The sequence below is a fragment of the Sinomonas flava genome (assembly GCF_039531875.1).
In the GTDB taxonomy this organism is placed as follows: Bacteria; Actinomycetota; Actinomycetes; order Actinomycetales; family Micrococcaceae; genus Sinomonas; species Sinomonas flava.
On record NZ_BAAAQW010000012.1, the window covers coordinates 24,064 to 43,113 of the forward strand.

18 protein-coding genes and 1 tRNA gene are annotated in these 19,050 nt (G+C 71.5%); 6 read left to right on the top strand and 13 right to left on the bottom strand.

What is annotated here, in order from left to right; translation table 11 throughout:
• Window positions 1-109: 109 nt before the first annotated feature.
• Together ABD298_RS16470 and ABD298_RS16475 are read right to left on the bottom strand one after the other, a co-directional pair.
• A complete protein-coding gene (locus ABD298_RS16470; RefSeq protein ID WP_344300880.1) occupies window positions 110-790 on the bottom strand; it encodes a winged helix-turn-helix domain-containing protein in 681 nt (226 codons plus the stop codon).
• The gene (locus ABD298_RS16475) at window positions 787-1,968 is read right to left on the bottom strand and encodes a sensor histidine kinase (RefSeq protein WP_344300881.1); all 1,182 of its coding nucleotides are present in this window, start codon (window positions 1,966-1,968) and stop codon (window positions 787-789) included. The genes ABD298_RS16470 and ABD298_RS16475 overlap by 4 nt, the downstream gene beginning before the upstream one ends.
• 174 nt (window positions 1,969-2,142) lie before the next feature.
• On the opposite strand from ABD298_RS16475, the gene phoU reads away from it, so the two are divergent.
• The gene (gene phoU / locus ABD298_RS16480) at window positions 2,143-2,802 is read left to right on the top strand and encodes a phosphate signaling complex protein PhoU (RefSeq protein ID WP_344300882.1); all 660 of its coding nucleotides are present in this window, start codon (window positions 2,143-2,145) and stop codon (window positions 2,800-2,802) included.
• An 86-nt stretch (window positions 2,803-2,888) separates the two neighbouring features.
• Here the strand turns inward: phoU and ABD298_RS16485 are convergent, their stop codons facing one another.
• From ABD298_RS16485 to ABD298_RS16500, 4 genes are all read right to left on the bottom strand, one after another.
• Complete coding sequence (locus ABD298_RS16485; RefSeq protein ID WP_208711630.1) at window positions 2,889-3,635, bottom strand: phosphoglyceromutase; 747 nt, start codon at window positions 3,633-3,635, stop codon at window positions 2,889-2,891.
• A gap of 63 nt (window positions 3,636-3,698) precedes the next feature.
• Window positions 3,699-4,535: an O-methyltransferase gene (locus ABD298_RS16490; RefSeq protein WP_344300883.1), complete on the bottom strand. Its 837-nt coding sequence runs from the start codon at window positions 4,533-4,535 to the stop codon at window positions 3,699-3,701.
• Window positions 4,536-4,610: 75 nt separating this feature from the next.
• The gene (locus ABD298_RS16495; RefSeq protein WP_208711628.1) at window positions 4,611-4,931 is read right to left on the bottom strand and encodes a DUF2516 family protein; all 321 of its coding nucleotides are present in this window, start codon (window positions 4,929-4,931) and stop codon (window positions 4,611-4,613) included.
• 9 nt (window positions 4,932-4,940) lie between these two features.
• The gene (locus tag ABD298_RS16500) at window positions 4,941-6,110 is read right to left on the bottom strand and encodes a trans-sulfuration enzyme family protein (RefSeq protein ID WP_344300885.1); all 1,170 of its coding nucleotides are present in this window, start codon (window positions 6,108-6,110) and stop codon (window positions 4,941-4,943) included.
• Between the two features lie 137 nt (window positions 6,111-6,247).
• Between ABD298_RS16500 and tmk the strand changes: the two genes are divergently transcribed.
• Genes tmk through ABD298_RS16515 form a run of 3 tightly spaced genes read left to right on the top strand, consistent with a single transcriptional unit; the run spans window position 6,248 to window position 9,607 of the window.
• Entirely contained in the window at window positions 6,248-6,904 is a 657-nt protein-coding gene (tmk, locus tag ABD298_RS16505; RefSeq protein ID WP_344300999.1) for a dTMP kinase, read from the top strand.
• Window positions 6,901-8,043, top strand: a complete 1,143-nt coding sequence (locus ABD298_RS16510) for a DNA polymerase III subunit delta' (protein ID WP_344300886.1) — start codon at window positions 6,901-6,903, stop codon at window positions 8,041-8,043. The genes tmk and ABD298_RS16510 overlap by 4 nt, the downstream gene beginning before the upstream one ends.
• A 7-nt stretch (window positions 8,044-8,050) precedes the next feature.
• On the top strand, window positions 8,051-9,607 hold the full coding sequence (locus ABD298_RS16515; RefSeq protein ID WP_344300887.1) for an alpha/beta hydrolase: 1,557 nt from the start codon (window positions 8,051-8,053) through the stop codon (window positions 9,605-9,607).
• A 28-nt stretch (window positions 9,608-9,635) separates the two neighbouring features.
• Here ABD298_RS16515 and ABD298_RS16520 read toward each other — a convergent pair whose 3' ends face one another.
• Window positions 9,636-10,358: an HAD-IA family hydrolase gene (locus tag ABD298_RS16520; protein WP_344300888.1), complete on the bottom strand. Its 723-nt coding sequence runs from the start codon at window positions 10,356-10,358 to the stop codon at window positions 9,636-9,638.
• A 201-nt stretch (window positions 10,359-10,559) separates the two neighbouring features.
• Here ABD298_RS16520 and ABD298_RS16525 point away from each other — a divergent pair.
• A tRNA-Thr gene (locus ABD298_RS16525) sits at window positions 10,560-10,635 on the top strand.
• A 146-nt stretch (window positions 10,636-10,781) separates the two neighbouring features.
• Here the strand turns inward: ABD298_RS16525 and ABD298_RS16530 are convergent.
• Complete coding sequence (locus ABD298_RS16530; RefSeq protein WP_344300889.1) at window positions 10,782-12,482, bottom strand: ABC1 kinase family protein; 1,701 nt, start codon at window positions 12,480-12,482, stop codon at window positions 10,782-10,784.
• A 367-nt stretch (window positions 12,483-12,849) separates the two neighbouring features.
• Here ABD298_RS16530 and ABD298_RS16535 point away from each other — a divergent pair, with 367 nt between their 5' ends.
• Complete coding sequence (locus ABD298_RS16535) at window positions 12,850-14,778, top strand: alpha-amylase family protein (protein ID WP_425564468.1); 1,929 nt, start codon at window positions 12,850-12,852, stop codon at window positions 14,776-14,778.
• A gap of 78 nt (window positions 14,779-14,856) precedes the next feature.
• Here ABD298_RS16535 and ABD298_RS16540 read toward each other — a convergent pair whose 3' ends face one another.
• The 5 genes from ABD298_RS16540 to ABD298_RS16560 form a co-directional block, all read right to left on the bottom strand.
• Window positions 14,857-15,216 (bottom strand): SPW repeat domain-containing protein, encoded by a 360-nt coding sequence (locus ABD298_RS16540; protein WP_344300890.1) that lies wholly within the window; start codon window positions 15,214-15,216, stop codon window positions 14,857-14,859.
• 166 nt (window positions 15,217-15,382) lie between these two features.
• Entirely contained in the window at window positions 15,383-15,877 is a 495-nt protein-coding gene (locus tag ABD298_RS16545) for a universal stress protein (protein WP_344300891.1), read from the bottom strand.
• Window positions 15,878-15,948: 71 nt separating this feature from the next.
• Window positions 15,949-16,599 (bottom strand): DUF6328 family protein, encoded by a 651-nt coding sequence (locus ABD298_RS16550; RefSeq protein WP_344300892.1) that lies wholly within the window; start codon window positions 16,597-16,599, stop codon window positions 15,949-15,951.
• A gap of 73 nt (window positions 16,600-16,672) precedes the next feature.
• A complete protein-coding gene (locus ABD298_RS16555; protein WP_344300893.1) occupies window positions 16,673-17,551 on the bottom strand; it encodes a glycosyltransferase family A protein in 879 nt (292 codons plus the stop codon).
• Window positions 17,548-19,047: a PfkB family carbohydrate kinase gene (locus ABD298_RS16560; RefSeq protein WP_344300894.1), complete on the bottom strand. Its 1,500-nt coding sequence runs from the start codon at window positions 19,045-19,047 to the stop codon at window positions 17,548-17,550. Before ABD298_RS16560 ends, ABD298_RS16555 begins: the two co-directional genes overlap by 4 nt.
• Window positions 19,048-19,050: the final 3 nt, after the last annotated feature.

Consider the following 19,050-nt stretch of genomic DNA (forward strand, 5'->3'; position numbering starts at 1 on the left):
GTGGCTTGTGCGTGCGCCTGCGTCCCCACTCCATCGACTGCTCCGTAAGTGCGGTTCTGGGGCTCCAGAACGACACTTGTGGAGCAGTCGATGGAACGGGAGGGGAGGATCAGGGCTCGAACTTGTAGCCCAGGCCGCGGACGGTGATGAGGTAGCGGGGGCTCGAGGGGTCGGGCTCGATCTTGGAGCGGAGGCGCTTGACGTGGACGTCGAGCGTCTTGGTGTCGCCCACATAGTCGGAGCCCCACACCCGGTCGATGAGCTGGCCCCGGGTGAGCACGCGGCCGGAGTTGCGCAGGAGCATCTCCAAGAGCTCGAACTCTTTCAGCGGCAGCGCGATCTGCTCGCCGTCGACGCTCACCACGTGCCGCTCGACGTCCATCCGCACCGGCCCCGCGTGCACCGTGGAGGAGATGAGCTCCTCCGGCTCGCCGTGGCGGCGCAGGACGGCGCGGACCCGCGCCACGAGCTCGCGCGAGGAGTACGGCTTGGTCACGTAGTCGTCGGCGCCGAGCTCGAGGCCCACGACCTTGTCGATCTCCGAGTCCTTCGCCGTGAGCATGATGACGGGAACGCTCGAGCGCGCACGCAGCTGCCGGCAGACCTCTGTGCCGGGCGTGCCCGGAAGCTGGAGGTCGAGGAGGACGAGGTCGGCACCGTTGCGGTCGAATTCGACGAGCGCCTCGCTGCCGTTGTCCACCACCTCGACCTCGTACCCCTCCTTCGCGAGGAGGAAGGACAGCGGGTCGCTGAACGACTCCTCGTCCTCGACGATCAGGATCCTGCTCAAGCGATAGCTCCTTGCTCAGGCGGCCGGGCGGCCGCGCTCTCTTCTTCCGGTTCCTTCTCCAGATCCGGCAGCCTCACCGTGAAGGTCGAACCCTTCCCGGGCTGGGACCACACCGTGACCTCGCCGCCGTGGTTCTCGACCACGTGCTTGACGATGCTCAGGCCGAGCCCCGTTCCACCGGTCTGCCGCGACCGCGCGGCGTCCACGCGGTAGAACCGCTCGAACACCCGCTCCTGGTCCTCGGGCTTGAGGCCCTCGCCCTGGTCCGTGACGGACACGCTCACAAGACCGTCCTTGTGGCGGATCCCGACCCCGACCTTCGTGTTCTCGGGCGAGTAGCGGATCGCGTTGTCGATGAGGTTGCGGAAGGCATTCGCCAGCAGGTCGGCGTCGCCGTACACGGGCACGTCCGTGCGTCCGCCCACCCGGACCTCGATGTTCTTGGCCTCGGCGGCGAGCCGGGAGCGGTCGACGGCGTCCGCCACCACGTCGTTGATGTCCACCGGCTTGCCCTGGTGGACGACGTCGGCGCCCTGGAGCCTGGAGAGCTCGATGATGTCCTGGACGAGGGCCGCGAGGCGGCTCGCCTCCTTGTGCATGCGCTGCGCGAACCGGCGCACGGTGTCCTCGTCGTCCGGGCTGGTCTCGAGGGCCTCGGCGAGCAGGGAGATCGCGCCGACGGGCGTCTTGAGCTCGTGGGAGACGTTCGCGACGAAGTCGTTGCGGATGCGCTCGGTGCGCGTGATCTCGGTGCGGTCATCGGCGAGGAGCAGGATGTACTCGTCCCCGAGCACGGCGGCGCGGACGCTGACGATGATGGTGCCCTGTCCGAGCGGGCCGCGGGGCAGTTCGAACTGCTTCTCGAGGATGACACCGTTCCCGCGCACCTTCGCCGTCATCTGCAGCAGTTCCCGGTGCACCACCGTATGGCCGCGCACGAGCCCGTACGCGTACGCCGCGGGACTCGCGCGGACGACCCCGTCAATGGCGTCCACCACGACGAAGGCCTTGCCGAGCACGGAGAGCACGTCCGCGGCGCCCTCGGGGAATCCGGGCTCCGGGGTGGGGCCCTCCAGGAGCTGCCGCTGGCGCTGGCTGGCCCGGAACGCGAGGACACCGAAGGCGCCGAATGACAGGCCGAGAAGGCCCGCCACGATGCCGACGACGAGAGGATCCACTCCCCTAGCTTAGGCCCGGCACCACGCGCCTCCGGGCCGGTCAGCTGGCCGCAGACCCCCGGTTCAACTAACGTTCACTTCCAGGCGGGCAACAATTCATCCGCCGCTGACAGTGTGACGGATCGAGCGTCGGGTCGATCGCCCGAATCGGAGCACCCAGTGAAAGGACGTCCTGTGCGCAAGGTATTCCAGGCAGAACTCCAAGAGGTCCGCGAGGAGCTCGCGGAGATCGCCAAGCTTGTCGCGGAAGCACTCAGCAAGGCGGTCACGTCCTTCGAGACGGCGGATGTCGAGCTCGCCCAGGAGGTCATTGCGGCGGACGCGCACATCGACTTCAAGCAGACCGCCCTCGACGAGAAGGCCATCGAGATCCTGGCCCTCCAAGGCCCCGTGGCGTCGGACCTGCGCATCATCGTGGGGTCGCTGCGCATGAGCGCCTCGCTCGAGCGCATGGGCGACCTCGCCCGGCACATCGCGCAGCTGGCCCGACTGCGCTACCCCGAGAACGCGGCCCCCGCGGCGGTGCGCCCGACGTTCAGCCGTATGGCCGAACTCGACCAGCTCATCATCGAGTCGGTTGCCGAGCTCCTCGAGACCCACGATATGAGCCTCGTGGCGAAGATCCAGGGCGCCAACGCGGAGATCGACGAGCTCCACGCAAGCGTCTTCCGCTCGGTCGCCGACCCGTCATGGTCGGAGAGCCCCAGCAGCACCGTCGATGCCGCGCTCGCGAGCCGCTACCTCGAGCGCTTCGCCGACCACGGCGTCTCGGTGGCCCGCAAGGTCTCCTACCTCGTCACCGGCGAATGGGACGGCGACAGCGCGGCCAACTGAGGCCACCACGCACGACGGGGGGCGCTCACCTCGCGAGGTGGGCGGCCGCCGTCGTCTGCGCTGCCGTCAGGGGAAGGCCGGGGCTGCTACTTGCGGCCCTGGTTCTTGACCGCCTCGATCGAGGCCGCCGCGGCCTCGGGGTCGAGGTAGGTGCCGCCGCGCGTGATGGGCTCGAAGTTCTCGTCGAGCTCGTAGACGAGGGGGATGCCCGTGGGGATGTTCAGGCCGGCGATGTCGTCGTCGCTGATCCCGTCGAGGTGCTTGACGAGGGCGCGCAGCGAGTTGCCGTGCGCCGTCACCAGGACCTTCTTGCCGGCGGTGAGGTCCGGCTTGATCTCGGACTCCCAGTACGGCATGAGGCGCGTCAGGACGTCCTTGAGGCACTCGGTGCGGGGCATCTCGTCGCCGAGGTCCGCGTAGCGCGGGTCCCCGACCTGGCTGAACTCCGAGTCGTCCGCGAGAGCGGGCGGCGGGGTGTCGTAGGAGCGGCGCCAGACCATGAACTGCTCCTCGCCGAACTCGGCGAGCGTCTGGGCCTTGTCCTTGCCCTGGAGCGCGCCGTAGTGGCGCTCGTTGAGGCGCCAGGAGCGCTTGACGTCGATCCATCCGCGGTCCGCCGCGTCGAGGGCGATGTTCGCGGTGTTGATCGCGCGCTTGAGCCGCGACGTGTGCAGGATGTCGGGCAGGTAGCCCTTCTCCACGAGGAGCTCGCCGCCCCGGCGCGCCTCCTCGCGGCCCTGGTCGTTGAGGTCCACGTCCACCCAGCCGGTGAACAGATTCTTGGCGTTCCACTCGCTGTGCCCATGGCGCAGCAGGATGAGCGTGTAGGTCATGGGCTCATGCTATCGGGAGCCGGGGCGGGGTCCGTTTCCGTGACGAACCCGCACGGGACAGCGTCAGGGCAGGCCGTCGGGGGCGACTGCGCCCCATGTCACCGTGATCTCCCCCAGACGCCAGCGGCTCGGGCGGTGCAGGACGGGCCAGCCTGCCGCTTTGACCGTGTGGCACATCGCGACCCAGCGCTGCCGGGTGCCGAACGCCGCGAGCGGGGCGGCAGCCAGCCACGCGGCGTCGAGCGCGGAGAGGAACGCGTGGATGCGCTCGCCGGGGACGTTGCGGTGGATCAGCGCCTTGGGGAGCCGCTCGGCCGCGTCCGAGGGCCGCTCGAAGGACCCGAAGCGGACGGCGAGGGACAGCGCGCGGGGGCCGACGGCGTCGAGCGTCACCCAGGCGGCCCGGCGGCCGACCTCGTCGCACGTGCCCTCGACGAAGATCCCCGTGGGGGCGAGCCGGGAGCGCACGAGGTCCCAGACGGCCGCAACGTCGGCCTCCTCGTACTGGCGCAGCACATTGAAGGCCCGCACGAGGACGGGCGGCTCGTCGACGGGGAGCTCGAATCCGCCGACGCGAAAGTCGAGGCCCTCGCGCTCGAGGGGCTTGGCGGCGGCCACGCGGGTCGGCTCGATTTCGACGCCCGTGAGGCGCACGTCGGGGCGCAGCGCGCGGAGACGGAGGAACAGCTCGACTGCGGTGATCGGGGAGGCGCCGTAGCCGAGGTCGACGGCGAGCGGTGCCGGCGGCGGGGCAAGGAGCCGGCGCGCCTGGGTGCCGGTGATCCACCTGTCGACGCGGCGCATGCGGTTGGGGTTGGTGGTGCCGCGGGTGACGTTGCCGACGACGCCGCGCACGCGCTGCCCGGGCGCGGTCCGGATCGGCCTCGCCTTCTGCACCACGCAGGCAAGTCTAGGTGCGGGACGGGGTGACCTCGCCCCCACACGGGGTGACCTCGGCGGGGGTGGTGGGGTGTGTCAGCGGGACATGACCGCGGGGCGCACGTCGGCGAGGTACACCCCGGCCGCCGTGACGGCGGCGATGTTGAACAGGCCGTAGCCGCCGAACGCGAAGATGAACCCGCTCCCGGGGAACAGCAGGCCGAGGAGCGTCACGAGCGCCGCTCCGCCGGTGAGCCCCAGCCAGAAGCCCTTGGTGCGCTTGAAGTTCGCCTCGAACGCGGGCCCCCTGCGGATGAGGCAGTCGATGAAGGCCCAGACGGCGATGGCAGCGCAGATGAACCCCGTCACGTAGAACGAGGCGAGAGTGATCAGGTCGATGAGGGCCTTGCCGTCCACAGTCTCAGCCTACAGCCCGGCGTCGAGGGCCTGCTTGAGGTCCGCCCACAGGTCGTCGGCATGTTCGATCCCGACGCTCAGCCGCACGAGCCCCTCGGGCACGCTGAGCGGCTCGGCAGCGTGCCGCCGACGGCGTTCGATCGTGGATTCCACCCCGCCCAGACTCGTGGCCGGGAGCCAGAGGGCGAGCCGGCCGACGAAGGCGTCGGCGGCCTGGGCCGTGGCCAGCTCGATGCTCACGATCGACCCGAAGCCCTCGAACTGCGCCGCGGCGCGCTCGTGGCCCGGGTCGGTGGGGAGGCCCGGGTAGCGCACACGCGTCACCGCCGGGTGCTCGGCCAGACGCCGGGCCAGCTCCCCCGCGGTGGCCTGGGACCGCTCGACGCGCAGCGCGAGGGTGCGCAGGCCGCGCAGTCCCAGCCATGCCTCGACTGGCCCGGCGATGGCGCCGTGCAGGGTGCGGTGCTGGTGGAGCCGTGCGCGCAGCGTCTCGTTCGCCGTCACGGCGAGGCCGAGGAGCACGTCCGAGTGGCCCGCGAGGTACTTGGTCGCCGAATGCACGACGACGTCCGCACCGACCGCGAGCGGCTTCTGCCCCAGGGGGGTCGAGAAGGTGTTGTCGACGACGACGAGCACCCCGCGGGCCTTCGCGGCGGCGACGAGCGCGGGCAGGTCGGCGACCTCCATCATCGGGTTCGTGGGGCTCTCGACCCACAGGACGTCGGCGCCGTCGAGCGCGGCCACCGTGGCGGAGGTGTCCTCGATGTCGACCTCGAGGAGGTCCAGCTCGCCGCGCTCGGCCTTGAGCTGGGCGAGCCCGAGCGTGCCGGAGTAGGAATGGCGCGGCGCGACGAGCACGCCGCCCACGGGGACAAGGCTCATGGCGGCGGCGACGGCTCCCATGCCGGAGCTGAACAGCAGCGCCGGCAGCGGCGCTCCCTCGAGCTTGCCCACCGCATCCTCGAACGGTTCCCAGGTCGGGTTGGAGAAGCGGGCGTAGCCGCGGGCCGTCTGGTCGATCCCTCCGAGTCCCACGAACGTCGACGAGAGGACGATGCTCGGGTTCACCGGGCTGTCCGGGCCCCGCTCAGGACGGCCCGCGGCGACGGCAAGCGTCTCCGGGGACAGGGCCGCGAGGGCGGCGTCGTCGAGGTGGGGGTACGTGGGATCAGCGGTCATGCCCCCAATGTAGGCCACTCACTCGCGGCGCCCGCAGCGCCGAGTTGTCCACAGGCCGGGGCACGTCCACCGCACGTCCAGCCTCTCCCGGTACCCTAGGAGAGGTGAGTCCCTCCGTCCTTCCCCCTTCCTCCGCCATGCCCGGCAGCCAGAGCGCCCCGGGCCTCTTCGTTGCGTTCGAGGGCGGGGACGGAGCCGGGAAATCCACCCAGGCCCGCCTCCTTGCCGACTCCCTGCACGCGCTCGGCCGCGAGGTGCTGCTGACCCGGGAACCGGGCGGGACCGAGATCGGCGAGAAGCTGCGCTCTCTCGTCCTGGACCACGGGCACGGCGAGATCGACGCGCGCACGGAGGCCCTCATCTTCGCCGCCGCCCGGGCCGCCCACGTCGCCCAGGCGATCCGCCCGGCGCTCGCGCGCGGCGCCGTCGTGGTCACGGACCGCTACATCGGCTCGTCGGTGGTGTACCAGGGGGTCGGGCGGCGGCTCGGTCCCAACGACGTGCGGGCCCTCAACGAGTGGGCCACGGACGGGCTCTGGCCAGACCTGACGATCCTGCTCGACGTCGACGAGGGCGAGGGCCGCGCGCGGCGTACCGCAGGCGACGCCGCCGAGGACCGCCTCGAGTCCGAGCCGGACGCGTTCCACCGCAGCGTGCGCCGGGCCTTCCTCGACCTCGCGGCCGCGCGCCCCGAGGCGTACCGCGTCATCGACGGAGCGAGGCCGCCCACCGAGATCGCCCGCGAGGTGCTCGAGGCCGTCGCATCCGCCCTCGACGAACGGGTCGCCTCATGACTGTGTGGGACGCCCTGCGCGGCCAGGCCCCGGTCGTCGACCAGCTCCGCCGGGCCGCCGCCGGCGACGGGCTCACCCACGCGTGGCTGTTCACCGGTCCCCCCGGCTCGGGCCGCTCGACCGCGGCCAAGGCTTTCGCCGCGGCCCTGAACTGCGAGGTCGACGACGTCATGGCCCGCGGCTGCGGCGAGTGCACGGGCTGCCTGACGATCCTCGCGGAGTCGCACCCCGACGTCGCGTTCGTCCGGACCGAGAAGGTCACGATCACCATCGACGAGGCGCGCGAGATGGTGGCGAAGGCCGGGGACCGCCCGCAATCCGGCCGGTACCGCATCATCGTGGTCGAGGACGCCGACCGCATGGCGGAGCGGACCACGAACGTGCTCCTGAAGGCCATCGAGGAGCCGACCCCCAGGACCATCTGGATGCTGTGCGCGCCCTCCCCTGCGGACGTGCTCGTCACCATCCGCTCCCGCTGCCGCCCGGTGGGGCTGCGACTGCCGCCCGTCGCGGACGTCGCTGCCCTCCTCGTCGAGCGCGACGGCGCGGACCCGGCGCTCGCCCTCGAGGCGGCGCGGGCGGCGCAGAGCCACATCGGCATCGCCCGCCGGCTCGCCCACGACGCCGACGCGCGCGAGCGGCGCGCCGAGACGGTCCGCGTGCCGCTGACCCTGAAGACCGTCTCGCAGGCCGTGGCCCTCGCGGACCAGCTCGTCCGCATCGCGACCGAGGAGGCCGCCTCCTCCAACGAGGAGCGCGACGCCGCGGAGCGGGCCAAGCTGCTCGCGACTTTGGGCGTCGGCGAGGGGGACAAGCTCCCGCCGTCCCTGCGTGCCCAGGTCCGGGCGCTCGAAGAGGACCAGAAGCGCCGGGCGAAGCGCAGCGTCACGGATTCCCTCGACCGTACCCTCACGGACCTGCTCTCGTTCTACCGGGACGTGCTCATGGTCCAGCTCGACGGAGGCGTGGAGCCCGTGAACGCGCACCTGGCCGAGGAGATCGGCCAGTTCGCGGCGGCCTCCACGCCGGAGACGACCCTTGCCCGCATGGACGCCATCAACCTGACCCGCCAACGCATCACGACAACCAATGTCGCCCCGCTCCTCGCGGTCGAGGCGATGGCCGTTGGCCTGATCTAGGAGACCAGTGACGAACCCCGCTTCCCCGCGCCCGGAGCGCCCACGCGCCGTCGTGCGCCGGATCCGCACCGCTCTCGTGGCGCTGCTCGCCGCCGTCCTCACCCTCACAGCGTGCGCGCCGTTCGAGAGCAGCCAGCCGAGCGCGGAAGCCGCCGCGACCGAGGGCGCACCCGCCGGGCTCGAGCGCTTCTACACGCAGGAGGTCTCCTGGTCCAGCTGCGAGGGCAGCTACGAGTGCGCCACCGTCTCGGTGCCCATTGACTACGCCGACCCCTCCGGTGACACCGTCAAGCTGTCGCTCATCCGCCTGACCGGCCGGAACGCGAAGGCGAGCCTCGTGGTGAACCCGGGCGGCCCGGGCGGCTCCGGCGTGGACATGGTCAAGGACTCCGCGAAGTCCATGTTCAGCCAGAAGCTCCTGGACAACTACTCCGTGATCGGCTTCGACCCGCGCGGCGTCAAGCGCTCCGCCCCCATCACGTGCGTCAAGGACGCCGAGCGGGACAGGATGCGCCAGTCGACCGTGGACCCGTCAACCGACGCCGGCCTGCAGCAGGCGTTCACCGAACAGAAGGCGCTCATCGACGCGTGCGCCGCGAACTCGGGGCCCATCCTCGCGCACACGGACACCGTCAGCGCCGCCAAGGACCTCGACATCATCCGCGCCGCCGCGACCCGCCAGGTGCGCCTCGATTACCTCGGGTACTCCTACGGGACGTTCCTCGGCTCGACCTACGCCTCGCAGTTCCCGGACCGTGTGGGCCGGATGGTGCTCGACGGCGCGCTCGACTCGTCCCTGTCGAACCACGAGATCACCGTGGGCCAGGCCCGCGCCTTCGAGAAAGCCGTCCACTCCTACGTCCGTTCCTGCCTCACGCAGTCCGGGTGCCCGCTGTCGGGCACCGAGGACGACGCCGTCGCGCAGATCCAGGCCCTCATTGCGCGCGTGAAGGACCAGCCGCTGAATACGAGCAGCGGCCGCAAGGTGACCGCGACGGACTTCGTCAACGGATTCATCCTCCCGCTCTACAACGACCGCAACTGGCCCGCACTCACCCAGGCCCTCGGCCCGGCGCTGCGGGGCGACGGCAGCGGGATGCTGCGGCTCGCGGACCTCGCGGCGGACCGCGAGAGCAATGGGACGTACAGCTCGAACTCGTCGTTCGCGTTCCTCGCGTACAACTGCCTCGACTACTCGACCCAGTCCGACCCCACAGCGATGCGGGCGGAGGCCGCACAGCTCGCCGAGGTCTCCCCGACCCTCGGGGAGTCCTTCGCCTATGGCGGCGTGAACTGCCGCGACTGGCCTGCCAAACCGGTCCGCACGCCGGCCCCGGCGGCCTACTCGGGCGAGAGCACGATTATGGTCCTCGGCACGACCGGAGACCCGGCGACGCCGGTCGAGTGGGCCGGCTCGCTACGGAAGCAGCTCGGGAACGCCGCGCTCCTGACGTGGCAGGGCGAGGGCCACACGGCCTACGGGCGCGGCTCGTCCTGCGTCGACAAGGCCGTGGACTCCTACCTCGTCGACGGCTCCGCGCCCACCGACGGCGCCCGCTGCTGACGGGCGCCCGCGCCGGGCACCGGGGAGGCTAGGACTGGCGGAAGCCGGCGGGCTCGGGCCACAGGAGCGCGGGCAGGTCCGCGATGGAGCGCACGACGTCGGTCGCCCCCGCCGCGCGCAGCTCGGCCTCCGTCTGGGCGCCGGTGAGGACGCCGACCGCCGCGCCCGCACCGGAGCGCAGGCCCGAGGCGATGTCTGCCTCCGTGTCCCCGACGACGACCACGTCGCGCACGTCCTCGATGTCCAGCGCCAGAACGGCGGTGAGCACCATGTCCGGGGACGGCCGGCCCCGGCCTGCGTCCTCGGAGCAGAGCGAGAGGTCAGCCAGGCCCATCCAGCCCAGGGCCTCAAGGATGCTGTTCTGGGTGTGCCGGCCGAAGCCCGTCGCGAGGCACACCTTGACCCCCCGCTCGCGCAGCGCGTGGACGGTCTCCTCAGCACCGGGGACGGGCTCCACAGCCCCCTCGGCGATCATGGCGTCGTAGGCCGCGGAGAAGGTGCGCGCGGCTGCGCGGGCCGACTCGCCGTCGTCGGCGAAGACCTGGGCGAAGAGCGCGCTGCGGTCCAGCCCGGCGCTGCGCCTGGACCGCGCGAGGGCGTCGGCGAGTCGCTCGCCGGTGACGCCGCAGGAGGCCAGCGCCTGCTCGACCGCCCTCTCGGCGGCGCCGCCGTCCGTCACGGTGGTGCCGTTCATGTCCAGCACGGCCAGACGCATCGCGCGTGTGTGCTCGGCCGCCAGCTGCAGCGTCACAGGTGACCTCGATCCTCTCGTCGGGCCCCTCGTGGGCCGGGTTCTGCCGAGCATCCCAGCCCGGGCCATCGCACTCCTGAACTCGCCGCGTACTGCGGGTGAACAGGGGCCGGAAAGAGCCCCTGACGTCGTTTTGACCGGGGCCGCATGGCTCGACTAGAGTATTCACTCGGTGGTTCCGCTTCAGGCGGAGTCCCGGTTGCCTCCTTAGCTCAGACGGTAGAGCGTCTCACTCGTAATGAGAAGGTCAGCAGTTCGATCCTGCTAGGAGGCTCCATAGAACCCCTTCTGGCCTGCGGAAACGCGGACAGGAGGGGCTTTTTCGTGCCTCTGGGGAGCACAGCTGCCGACGGAGGGGCCCAGCTGCCCGGCCCCACCCTGCGGCGTGTTACCAGGTCCTCGTGGGTCGGAGGGGCAGCGGGGTCAAGTCCGCCGACGCCCGGTCCACGCCAGATAGGCCGCCAGCGAGGCAGAGGCGACGATGCCGGCCCCCGTCAGGGCCGTCCGCAGGGCCCGGGTCCGCCCTTGGGGCTGGGAGGCGAGGATCTCCCCGAGGCTCCGGATCGATGCCGCGGCAAGGGTGGCGACCGCCACCCGCTGGGCCGCCGCATCCAGGTGTGCGACCAGCTCATCGAGCTCGCCGGGGCGGAGGCTGATCTGAGCTCCGCCGCGCTCCAGGGCATCCTCCAGAGCGCGAAGCTGGCGGGGCAGGCGGCCGGCCGCGTCCACCAGCTCGCTTCCGGCCTGCCCGAGGCGGCGGAGGACGGCGAGCGGGGCGAACCTCTCCAGGGCGAGGGATTCGGCCCAGGGACCGATCACGGCGCCGAACTGGAATCCGGGATCCAGCGTGACCGCCAGGGACTCGACCATCACGAGCATCCGCAGGAGCAGGGCGAGCTCTCGGGGCAGCTGGAGGCGGTAGCGGCGCACGACGACCAGGAGCTCCCGAACGAACGCTCCAAGCGGCACCTCGGACAGCGGCCGCTCGGCATACAGGCGCATGACTGGGGCCAGGTCCTCGCTGAGGCGGCCCAGGTCCGGACGCCTCCTGCCGGTGGAGGCGTCGGAGAGAGCTCGCGCCGCGGCGCGGGGATCCCGACGCGACACCGCGATCAGCAGACCAGAGAGGTGGTCGCGGAGCTGAGGATCGACAGTGCCGACCATCCCGAAGTCGATCAGCCCGATCCGCCCGCCTGGGAGCGCGGGGTCGGGCTCCACGAACAGGTTGCCCGGGTGCGGATCGGCGTGGAAGAAGCAGTCCTCGAAGACCATCTTCGCCACGGCATCTGCGTAGCGTGCGGCCAGGGCCCGGCGGTCGATTCCCGCGGCGTCGAGCGCGGCCAGGTCGCTGATCTTGATGCCCCGGATCCGCTCGAGGGTCAGGACCCGGGAGGTGGTGCTGTCCCAATAGACCCGGGGTACGTGGATCCCAGGATCTGCTGAGAAGCTGGCACGGAAGCGCTCCGCGTTGCGGGCCTCCGCCAGATAGTCCAGCTCTGCCCGCAGCGTCCGGGCGAACTCCTCGGCGATGCCAGCCACGTCGTAGTCCGCAGCGGCATCCCAATGCCGCGAGGCCTGAGCGGCGAGGTTGGCGATGATCTCCAGGTCGAGCTCGACTTGCTCGACCACTCCGGGCCGGCGGACCTTGACCACCACCTCGGTCCCGTCGGCCAGAGTGGCCGCGTGCGCCTGGCCCAGCGAGGCGCTGGCCAACGGGGAGGGATCGAAGGAGGCGAAGACTTCCTGGGGGGCTCCCCCGAGCTCGCGTTCGATGGCCTCCACGACGGAAGCCGCTGGGACCGGCGGGGCTTGGTCTTGGAGGCGGGCCAGCTCCTGCCGGTAGGGGCCCGGAAGGAGGTCCTGCCGGGTGGAGAGCGCCTGGCCGAGCTTGATGAACGTCGGGCCGAGCTGTTCCAAGGCCAGCCGCAGGTGCTCGGGGTTGGAGTAGGGCTCCCGACGGGCCTCGGGGCCGAGGAGCCCGCGGCGCAGCGGCACCCACCGCTGTAGGCGGGCCGCCCCGATGGCGAAACCCAGCCCGTGCCGGGCCAGGGTCTCGGCGATCTGGCGGTAGCGGCCGAGGTGGCTGCCGGCCACCTCCGGGCCTCCGGGCTCATCTGATCCCACGCCCCCTCCTATGGACTCTCGGGCCGTGCCCCTGGATCCACTCTCGCACTCCCTCAGCCCTTCCCGAAGAGGGCAACGCGGCGGATGTGCTTGAAGTGGGCGGGAGCGGTTGGTGACCCGTGAAGGCACATTTCCCCAGGAGGTCTCACCGTGCTCTCGATAGCCCTGGTCCTCTTCGTCCTGTGGGTGCTCGGCGTCATCGGGAACACCACGGCGGGCCGTCTCGACCGGTAGGCGTCCTTGCGACGCCGCCCCGCCAGGCCCGCTCGCCCACGCCCCCGCGGACGGTTCCGCCGCGCCCGCACGCGCCGTAACGTAGGTCCATGCGGGCCTGCCGGGCCGCGGTCGCGCGAGCCCAGGAGGAACCTTGTCGGAGAAGGCCACCGCGCCGGAGCGGGCCACCGCCGGACAGCAGCCCCGCGAGAGGGTGCTCGCCGCGCTCGAGGCGGACGGCGGCGTCGTCCGCTCAGGACCCGGCTGGGAGGTGTTCCGCCGCCGCTTCGACACCCACTTCCCTGATCTGGAGCGCCTCTTCGAGCAGCTCTACGGGACTCGGGCGGACTGGCAGGACCACCTCGCGCGGCTTGTCGTCGAATGTGCGGCGTCCTGGCAGGACCGGTCCGAGGACCTCAAGACCCTCGACGAGCGCCGCGAGGCCGAGCCGGACTGGTTCCAGTCCGAGCGCATGCTGGGCGCGGTCTGCTACGTGGACAGGTATGCGGGGACCCTCGAGGGGCTGCGGGAGCGTATCCCCTACTTCAGGGAGCTCGGCCTGACCTATCTGCACCTCATGCCGCTCTTCCTCGCGCCTGAGCCCAATTCCGACGGCGGGTACGCCGTCTCGAGCTACCGCGAGGTGAACCCCAGGCTCGGAACCATGGATCAGCTCCGCGCCCTCGCCGCGGAATTCCGGGCGAACGGGATCAGCCTCGTCGTCGACTTCATCTTCAACCACACCTCCGACGAGCACGTGTGGGCCCGGCGCGCCGCGGCGGGCGAGGCCGAGTTCGAGGACTACTACTGGATCTTCCCCGACCGGGCCATGCCTGACGCCTACGAGCAGACCGTCCGGGAGATCTTCCCCGACGACCATCCGGGGGCCTTCGTCCCCATGCCGGACGGCCGCTGGGTGTGGGCAACCTTCCATACCTTCCAGTGGGACCTCAACTACTCGAATCCGGCGGTCTTCAGGGCCATGGCCGGGGAGATGCTCTTCCTGGCGAACCAGGGCGTGGAGATCCTGCGGATGGATGCGGTCGCGTTCATCTGGAAGCAGCTCGGCACGGCCTGCGAGAATTTGCCCGAGGCGCATCTGCTCCTGCGCGCATTCAACGCGGTGTGCCGGCTCGCCGCCCCGTCGCTCGTGTTCAAGTCCGAGGCCATCGTGCACCCGGACGAGGTGGTCAAGTACATCGACCCCGCCGAGTGCCAGATTTCCTACAACCCGCTCGAGATGGCCCTCACGTGGGAGGCACTGGCCACGCGGGACGTCCGCCTCCTCGCTCAGGCCCTCGAGCGCCGGCACAGCCTCCCCGCGGGCACCGCCTGGGTCAACTACGTGCGCAGCCACGACGACATCGGCTGGACGTTCGCGGACGAGGACGCCGCCGAACTGGGCATCAACGGCTTCGACCACCGCCGCTTCCTCAACCGCTTCTACGTCAACCGGTACCCCGGGAGCTTCGCCCGCGGCGTGCCCTTCCAGGACAACCCGAAGACGGGCGACTGCCGCATCTCCGGCACCACGGCGTCCCTGTGCGGACTCGAGGACGGCACGGAGGAGGCCGTCCGGCGCATCCTCCTCGCGCACTCGATCGCGATCAGCACCGGGGGGATTCCCCTGATCTACCTCGGCGACGAGGTGGGCCAGCTCAACGACTACGCCTACGCCGACGAGCCCGGGCACGGCTCCGACTCCCGCTGGGTCCACCGGCCGCACTACCCGGCCGCGCGGTATGCGCACCGCAACGACCCGTGGACCATCGAGGGGCAGATCTACGCGGGCCTCAAGAAGATGCTGGCAGTGCGGGCCAGGACGCCGGAATTGGCCGGGAACCGGCTCATCGACTTCGCCACGGGGAGCGATCACGTCCTCGGCTACCAGCGGCCCGCGTACGACGGCGCCGTGGTCGCCTTCGCGAACTTCTCGGACAGTGCCCAGCACATCGCCCCGGGGACGCTGTCCGGGTTCGCCCCCGCGGCGGAGGACCTCTTCACCGGCCAGACGGTGCTGCTCTCCGACGGCATCACCCTCCCAGCCCAGGAGTTCGTCTGGGTGCGGGCCCGGCACGCCTGACCGTCGCGCGTCGGGGGAGACGTGAAAGGGCCGCGGCTCCGGTGACGGGGCCGCGGCCGATCGGAAAGGGAGACTCGCTCAGTGCGAGGGCATCACGCGGTGATGGCGCGCGTCCATGGCGGGCTTGATGGCCGCGGCGGTCACGCCAGCGGCGACAATCCCAGCGATCCACGACGTCCACGACGCACCTGTGTGAGAGGTGTATGCGCCCATCCACGGGGACAGGAACAGCAGCACTCCGCAGGCGGCCTGCGCGTACTCGAGCCACGGCGTTCCCGGCATCGCGAGGTTCAGGACGCCCGTGACAATGAGCAGGACGCCGAAGACGAGCATGAGCGTCGTCGACGAAGCCGTCTGTGACGTCCACAGGACGGCGAGCGCCGTGTAGAGACCCGCGGCGATCGCCACGTAGTCCTCCCAGCGCATCCATTTCTTCATGGGTTGCTCCTCCCAACTCGACACCCCCGGTCCCCCCGGGGGATCGGTCAGTGGTGGGTAGGTCGGTGCCTTCGCGCCGGCGCCCGAAGCCGCTGGCCTCTACCAGTACACGCCCGGACTCACGGGCTGTAAAGGGTCCCTGGGCCCCGGTGAGATCACAGAATGGCTACGCCTGCTCCCCGGCCGACGGCGGTGCTGCGGTCTCCTCCCCGTGGAGCACGAGGACCGGGCATTTCGCGTGCTCTGCGCAGGCTCGGCTCACGGAGCCCAGCAGTGTTCCCATGAGGCCGCCGAGGCCGCGTGAACCCACCACGAGCATTCCAGCGTCCTCGCTCTCCTCGACGAGCACCTGCGAGGGCCGGCCTTCGATGGCCTTGGCGATGAGGCCCTCCGGGCGGGTGGGTCCGAACGCCTCCCCGAGGGCGGCATCGAGGACGCCTGCCGCGTCCTGCTCGGGGTTCCAGTCGATCCCCGGGTACCCCGCGAAGGCGGCACCGGAGGTGGGGATGTGCCAGACCGACACCGCCGTGATCGGCCCCCCGACGGTCGGTTCCATACGGGCCGCCCACCGCAGGGCCTCGATGGAAAGGGGAGAGCCGTCGACTCCGACGACGATCCCGCGCCGGCCGCTCATCTGGACGTTCTGCTCGGTTTCGCTCATGGCCCGAGCCTAGGTGGCGGTTTCCGTGGGACGCTAGGGAACTTGGGCCCGGGCGACGCACTCGCCAGCGCCTACTTCCCCCGATGCCGCGCGCCGCCCGCAGCCGCGTCGTCCTCCGAAGGACCGCCGTTGTCGCGGTCCGTCGCGTCAGACTGGGAGGGTCCGTACGGGTCGTCCGGGCCGTGCCTGATGACCTCGTCCTCGGGCTGCACCGTGGGCTCCGGCGTACGCGCCACCACAGACGGGACAGCCACGAGCATCACGAGGCACATCACGAGAAGGCATCCGGCCACGACCCAAGACTGCCAGCGGCCCAAGGCGACGTCGAACATGAGCGAGGTGGTGCCGGTGAGGAGCAGCGCTGCGAGCGCCAGGCCCGCCTTGGCCGCCCAGTCGCCGCTCTGCACCAGCCGGTTCTTGACCTTGCGGCGGAACAGGCGGCGGTGCACGCTCAGCGGCATGAGCACCACGAGCAGCGCCGCGGTCGCGATGACCACGAGGACGAGATAGAGGCCCACGCTGTAGGCGTCGAGGATGCTGAAGCGGTTCTGGAACGGAAGCGTCAGCAGGAATCCGGCGAGGAGCTGGAGGCCGGTCTGAAGGATGCGGAGCTCCTGCAGGATCTCGGACCAGTTCCGGTCCAGTTTCTCGGCATAGGTCTCCCGCCGGTGGTACATGCCGTACCGGGTCTGCCTCCGGTACTCCGTGGTTTCAGATGGCATCGATCAGCTAGGCCTCCTTCTTCACGGGATACTTCCCGTTCGGGCCTCGTTTCACACCAGTCCCGCGGCGTGTTCACCGGCAGGCGAGCCCGAGGGCCTCGGCCGCCTCGGTGCTGCGGTCCTCGACCGTCGTCGGGCTCTCGAGGTGCACGGCGTGCGAGGGCAGGATGCCTGCGCCGCCGTACCGCTCCATGACCCTCCACTGCACGACGACGTCCTCCCCCGCGTGGTCCGGCGGGAGGTCTTTCCAGAAGCCGAAGCCCCCGCACTCTGCGAGCGCGGCGCGGCGGAAGAGGACGCACCCGCCCACCCAGGCCACCCGGTAGGCGGCCCAGGCCCGGTGGCGGAAGGCCCCCGCCTCGCGGAGCCGCGCGGCGAGGTGGGCGGGGTTCGCCGCGTTGTGGAGGCGCCAGCGGTCAAACCCGGGACCTCCGCGGCTGAGCCTCTCGGGCTCGACGCGGTCCCCCCAGAGGGAGAGCTCTCCATGCTCGTGGGGCCTGACGTCGTCCAGATAGGACAGCCCCTGGACCGCCATGCCGACGAATCCGCAGCCGAGCTTTCCGATGGCCTCGGCCAGGGCCCTCACTGCCTCGGAGCCCAGCCACACGTCGTCGTCCAGGAACAGGACCAGCGGCGCTGCGGACACGCCCAGGAGGAAGTCGCGGTGCTCGGCGAGGCCGCGGAGGGGAAGGTGCCGGTGGACGGCGACGCGGCGCCCTTGGGCGCGCAGGACCCGCAGCATGGCGGCCGCGGCGGGGTGTTCCCAGTCCGCGGCGCCCTCGCTCTGGTCGCTGACGACGACCCCGAAGTCCTCGGCATCCTGGGCGGCGAGACCCGCCAGCGTCGTGGCGAGCTCCGCGGGCCGGTTGCGGGTTGGGATGAGGACCTCGAGCGGCGGTGGTGCCGCGGCGTCGGGCCGGTTCCCCCATTCGTGGGGGCTGCGGCGGCTCATCCTCCGGCCCGCCGCACACGTGGGCGGAGCGCGGGCCGCTCCACGTACCCGAGCGTCTCGAGCCGGCCGCCGACCTCGCGGACCGCCTCGGCCTCCGCGAGCATGCCCGGAAGGTAGTCCCCGCCCTTGACGTAGACGTCGGGCCTTAGCTCCCGGATGAGCGGGACGGCGGTCTCGGAGTCGAACACGACAGCGTGGTCGACGGCGGCCAGCGCGGCGACCACGGCAGCGCGGTCCTCCTCGCCCACGGCGGGGGGGTCGCCGCGGAGCTGGCGCACGGAGTCGTCCGAGTTCACGCCCACCACGAGGAGTCCGCCCAGGCCGGCCGCCTCCTCGAGGAACGCCGCGTGGCCCCGGTGGAGGCCGTCGAAGACGCCGTTCGTCAGGACGACCGCCCGGCCCTGGCTGCGGGCCGCCTCCGACGCTGCGCGCACGGCCTCCCAGGTCGCCACGCCGCCCCGTTTGCTTTGAGCCGTCCGGCCCGCGTCGGCTGGGAGGCTGCCCGGCACCCGGTCGGAGGGCGGGAGCTGGGCCGAGCGGAGCGCGGCCTGGAGGCGGTCGGCGGTGCACGTCGTCGTGCCCGGGACCTGCACGACGACGTCCGCGGCTGCCTGCCCGACGTCGGCGGCGTCGTCGAGGGCAAGGCCTGCAGCGAGCGCGAACGCCACCCCTGCGACGAATGTGTCCCCTGCGCCCACGGCGTTCTGCTCGGGGGCGGGACGGGCGTGGGTCTCGTGCAGCACCCCGGCCCGGCCGAGCAGGACCGTACCGTCCCGGTCCAGGGTCACGAGTGTGTGCTCGGCCCCGGTGGCGTTGAGGAGCTCATCCGCGTTCCTGCCCGCCCACGAGTGGCGGTCTCCGTGTGGAGGGGCGTCCCCGACGATGCTTGCTGCCTCGGCGGCGTTCGGGGTCACGACGTCAGCATGGAGGTCCCGCCAGGCGGCCGGGGTGTGGGCATCGACGATGAGCGCTCGGGCCGCCGCGCGCAGCGCGCCCCGGTCGATGCGGGCCAGGGCGCCCAGTCCGTAGTCGCAGAGGACCACTGCGTCCACCCTGCCGGCGAGCTCGAGGGCAGCAGCCGCGACAGCGTCGGCCTCGTCGGCATCCGCGATCCGGCACGCATCGACGCGCAGCAGGAGCTGCCCCTGGCCCACCATGCGCGACTTCACCGACGTGCTCCTGCCCCGGCTGCGCACCGGCCCGTGGGCGTCCACACCCGACTGAGCAAGGCGTTCCGCGAGCGCATGGCCAGCCTCGTCGTCGCCCGCGACGGCCACCAGACGCACACGGGCCCCGAGAGCGGCGAGGTTGACGGCGGTGTTGCCCGCTCCGCCCGGGGCGTCCTCGATGCGCTCCACGTCGACGACCGGGACGGGCCCCTCTCGGCACAGGCGCTCGGCGCTCCCCTCCCAGCGCCGGTCCAGCACGACGTCGCCGACCACGAGGATCGACGGCCGGTTCCCCTGGAGTGCAGCGAGAATGCGCTCGGCGTCCATGCT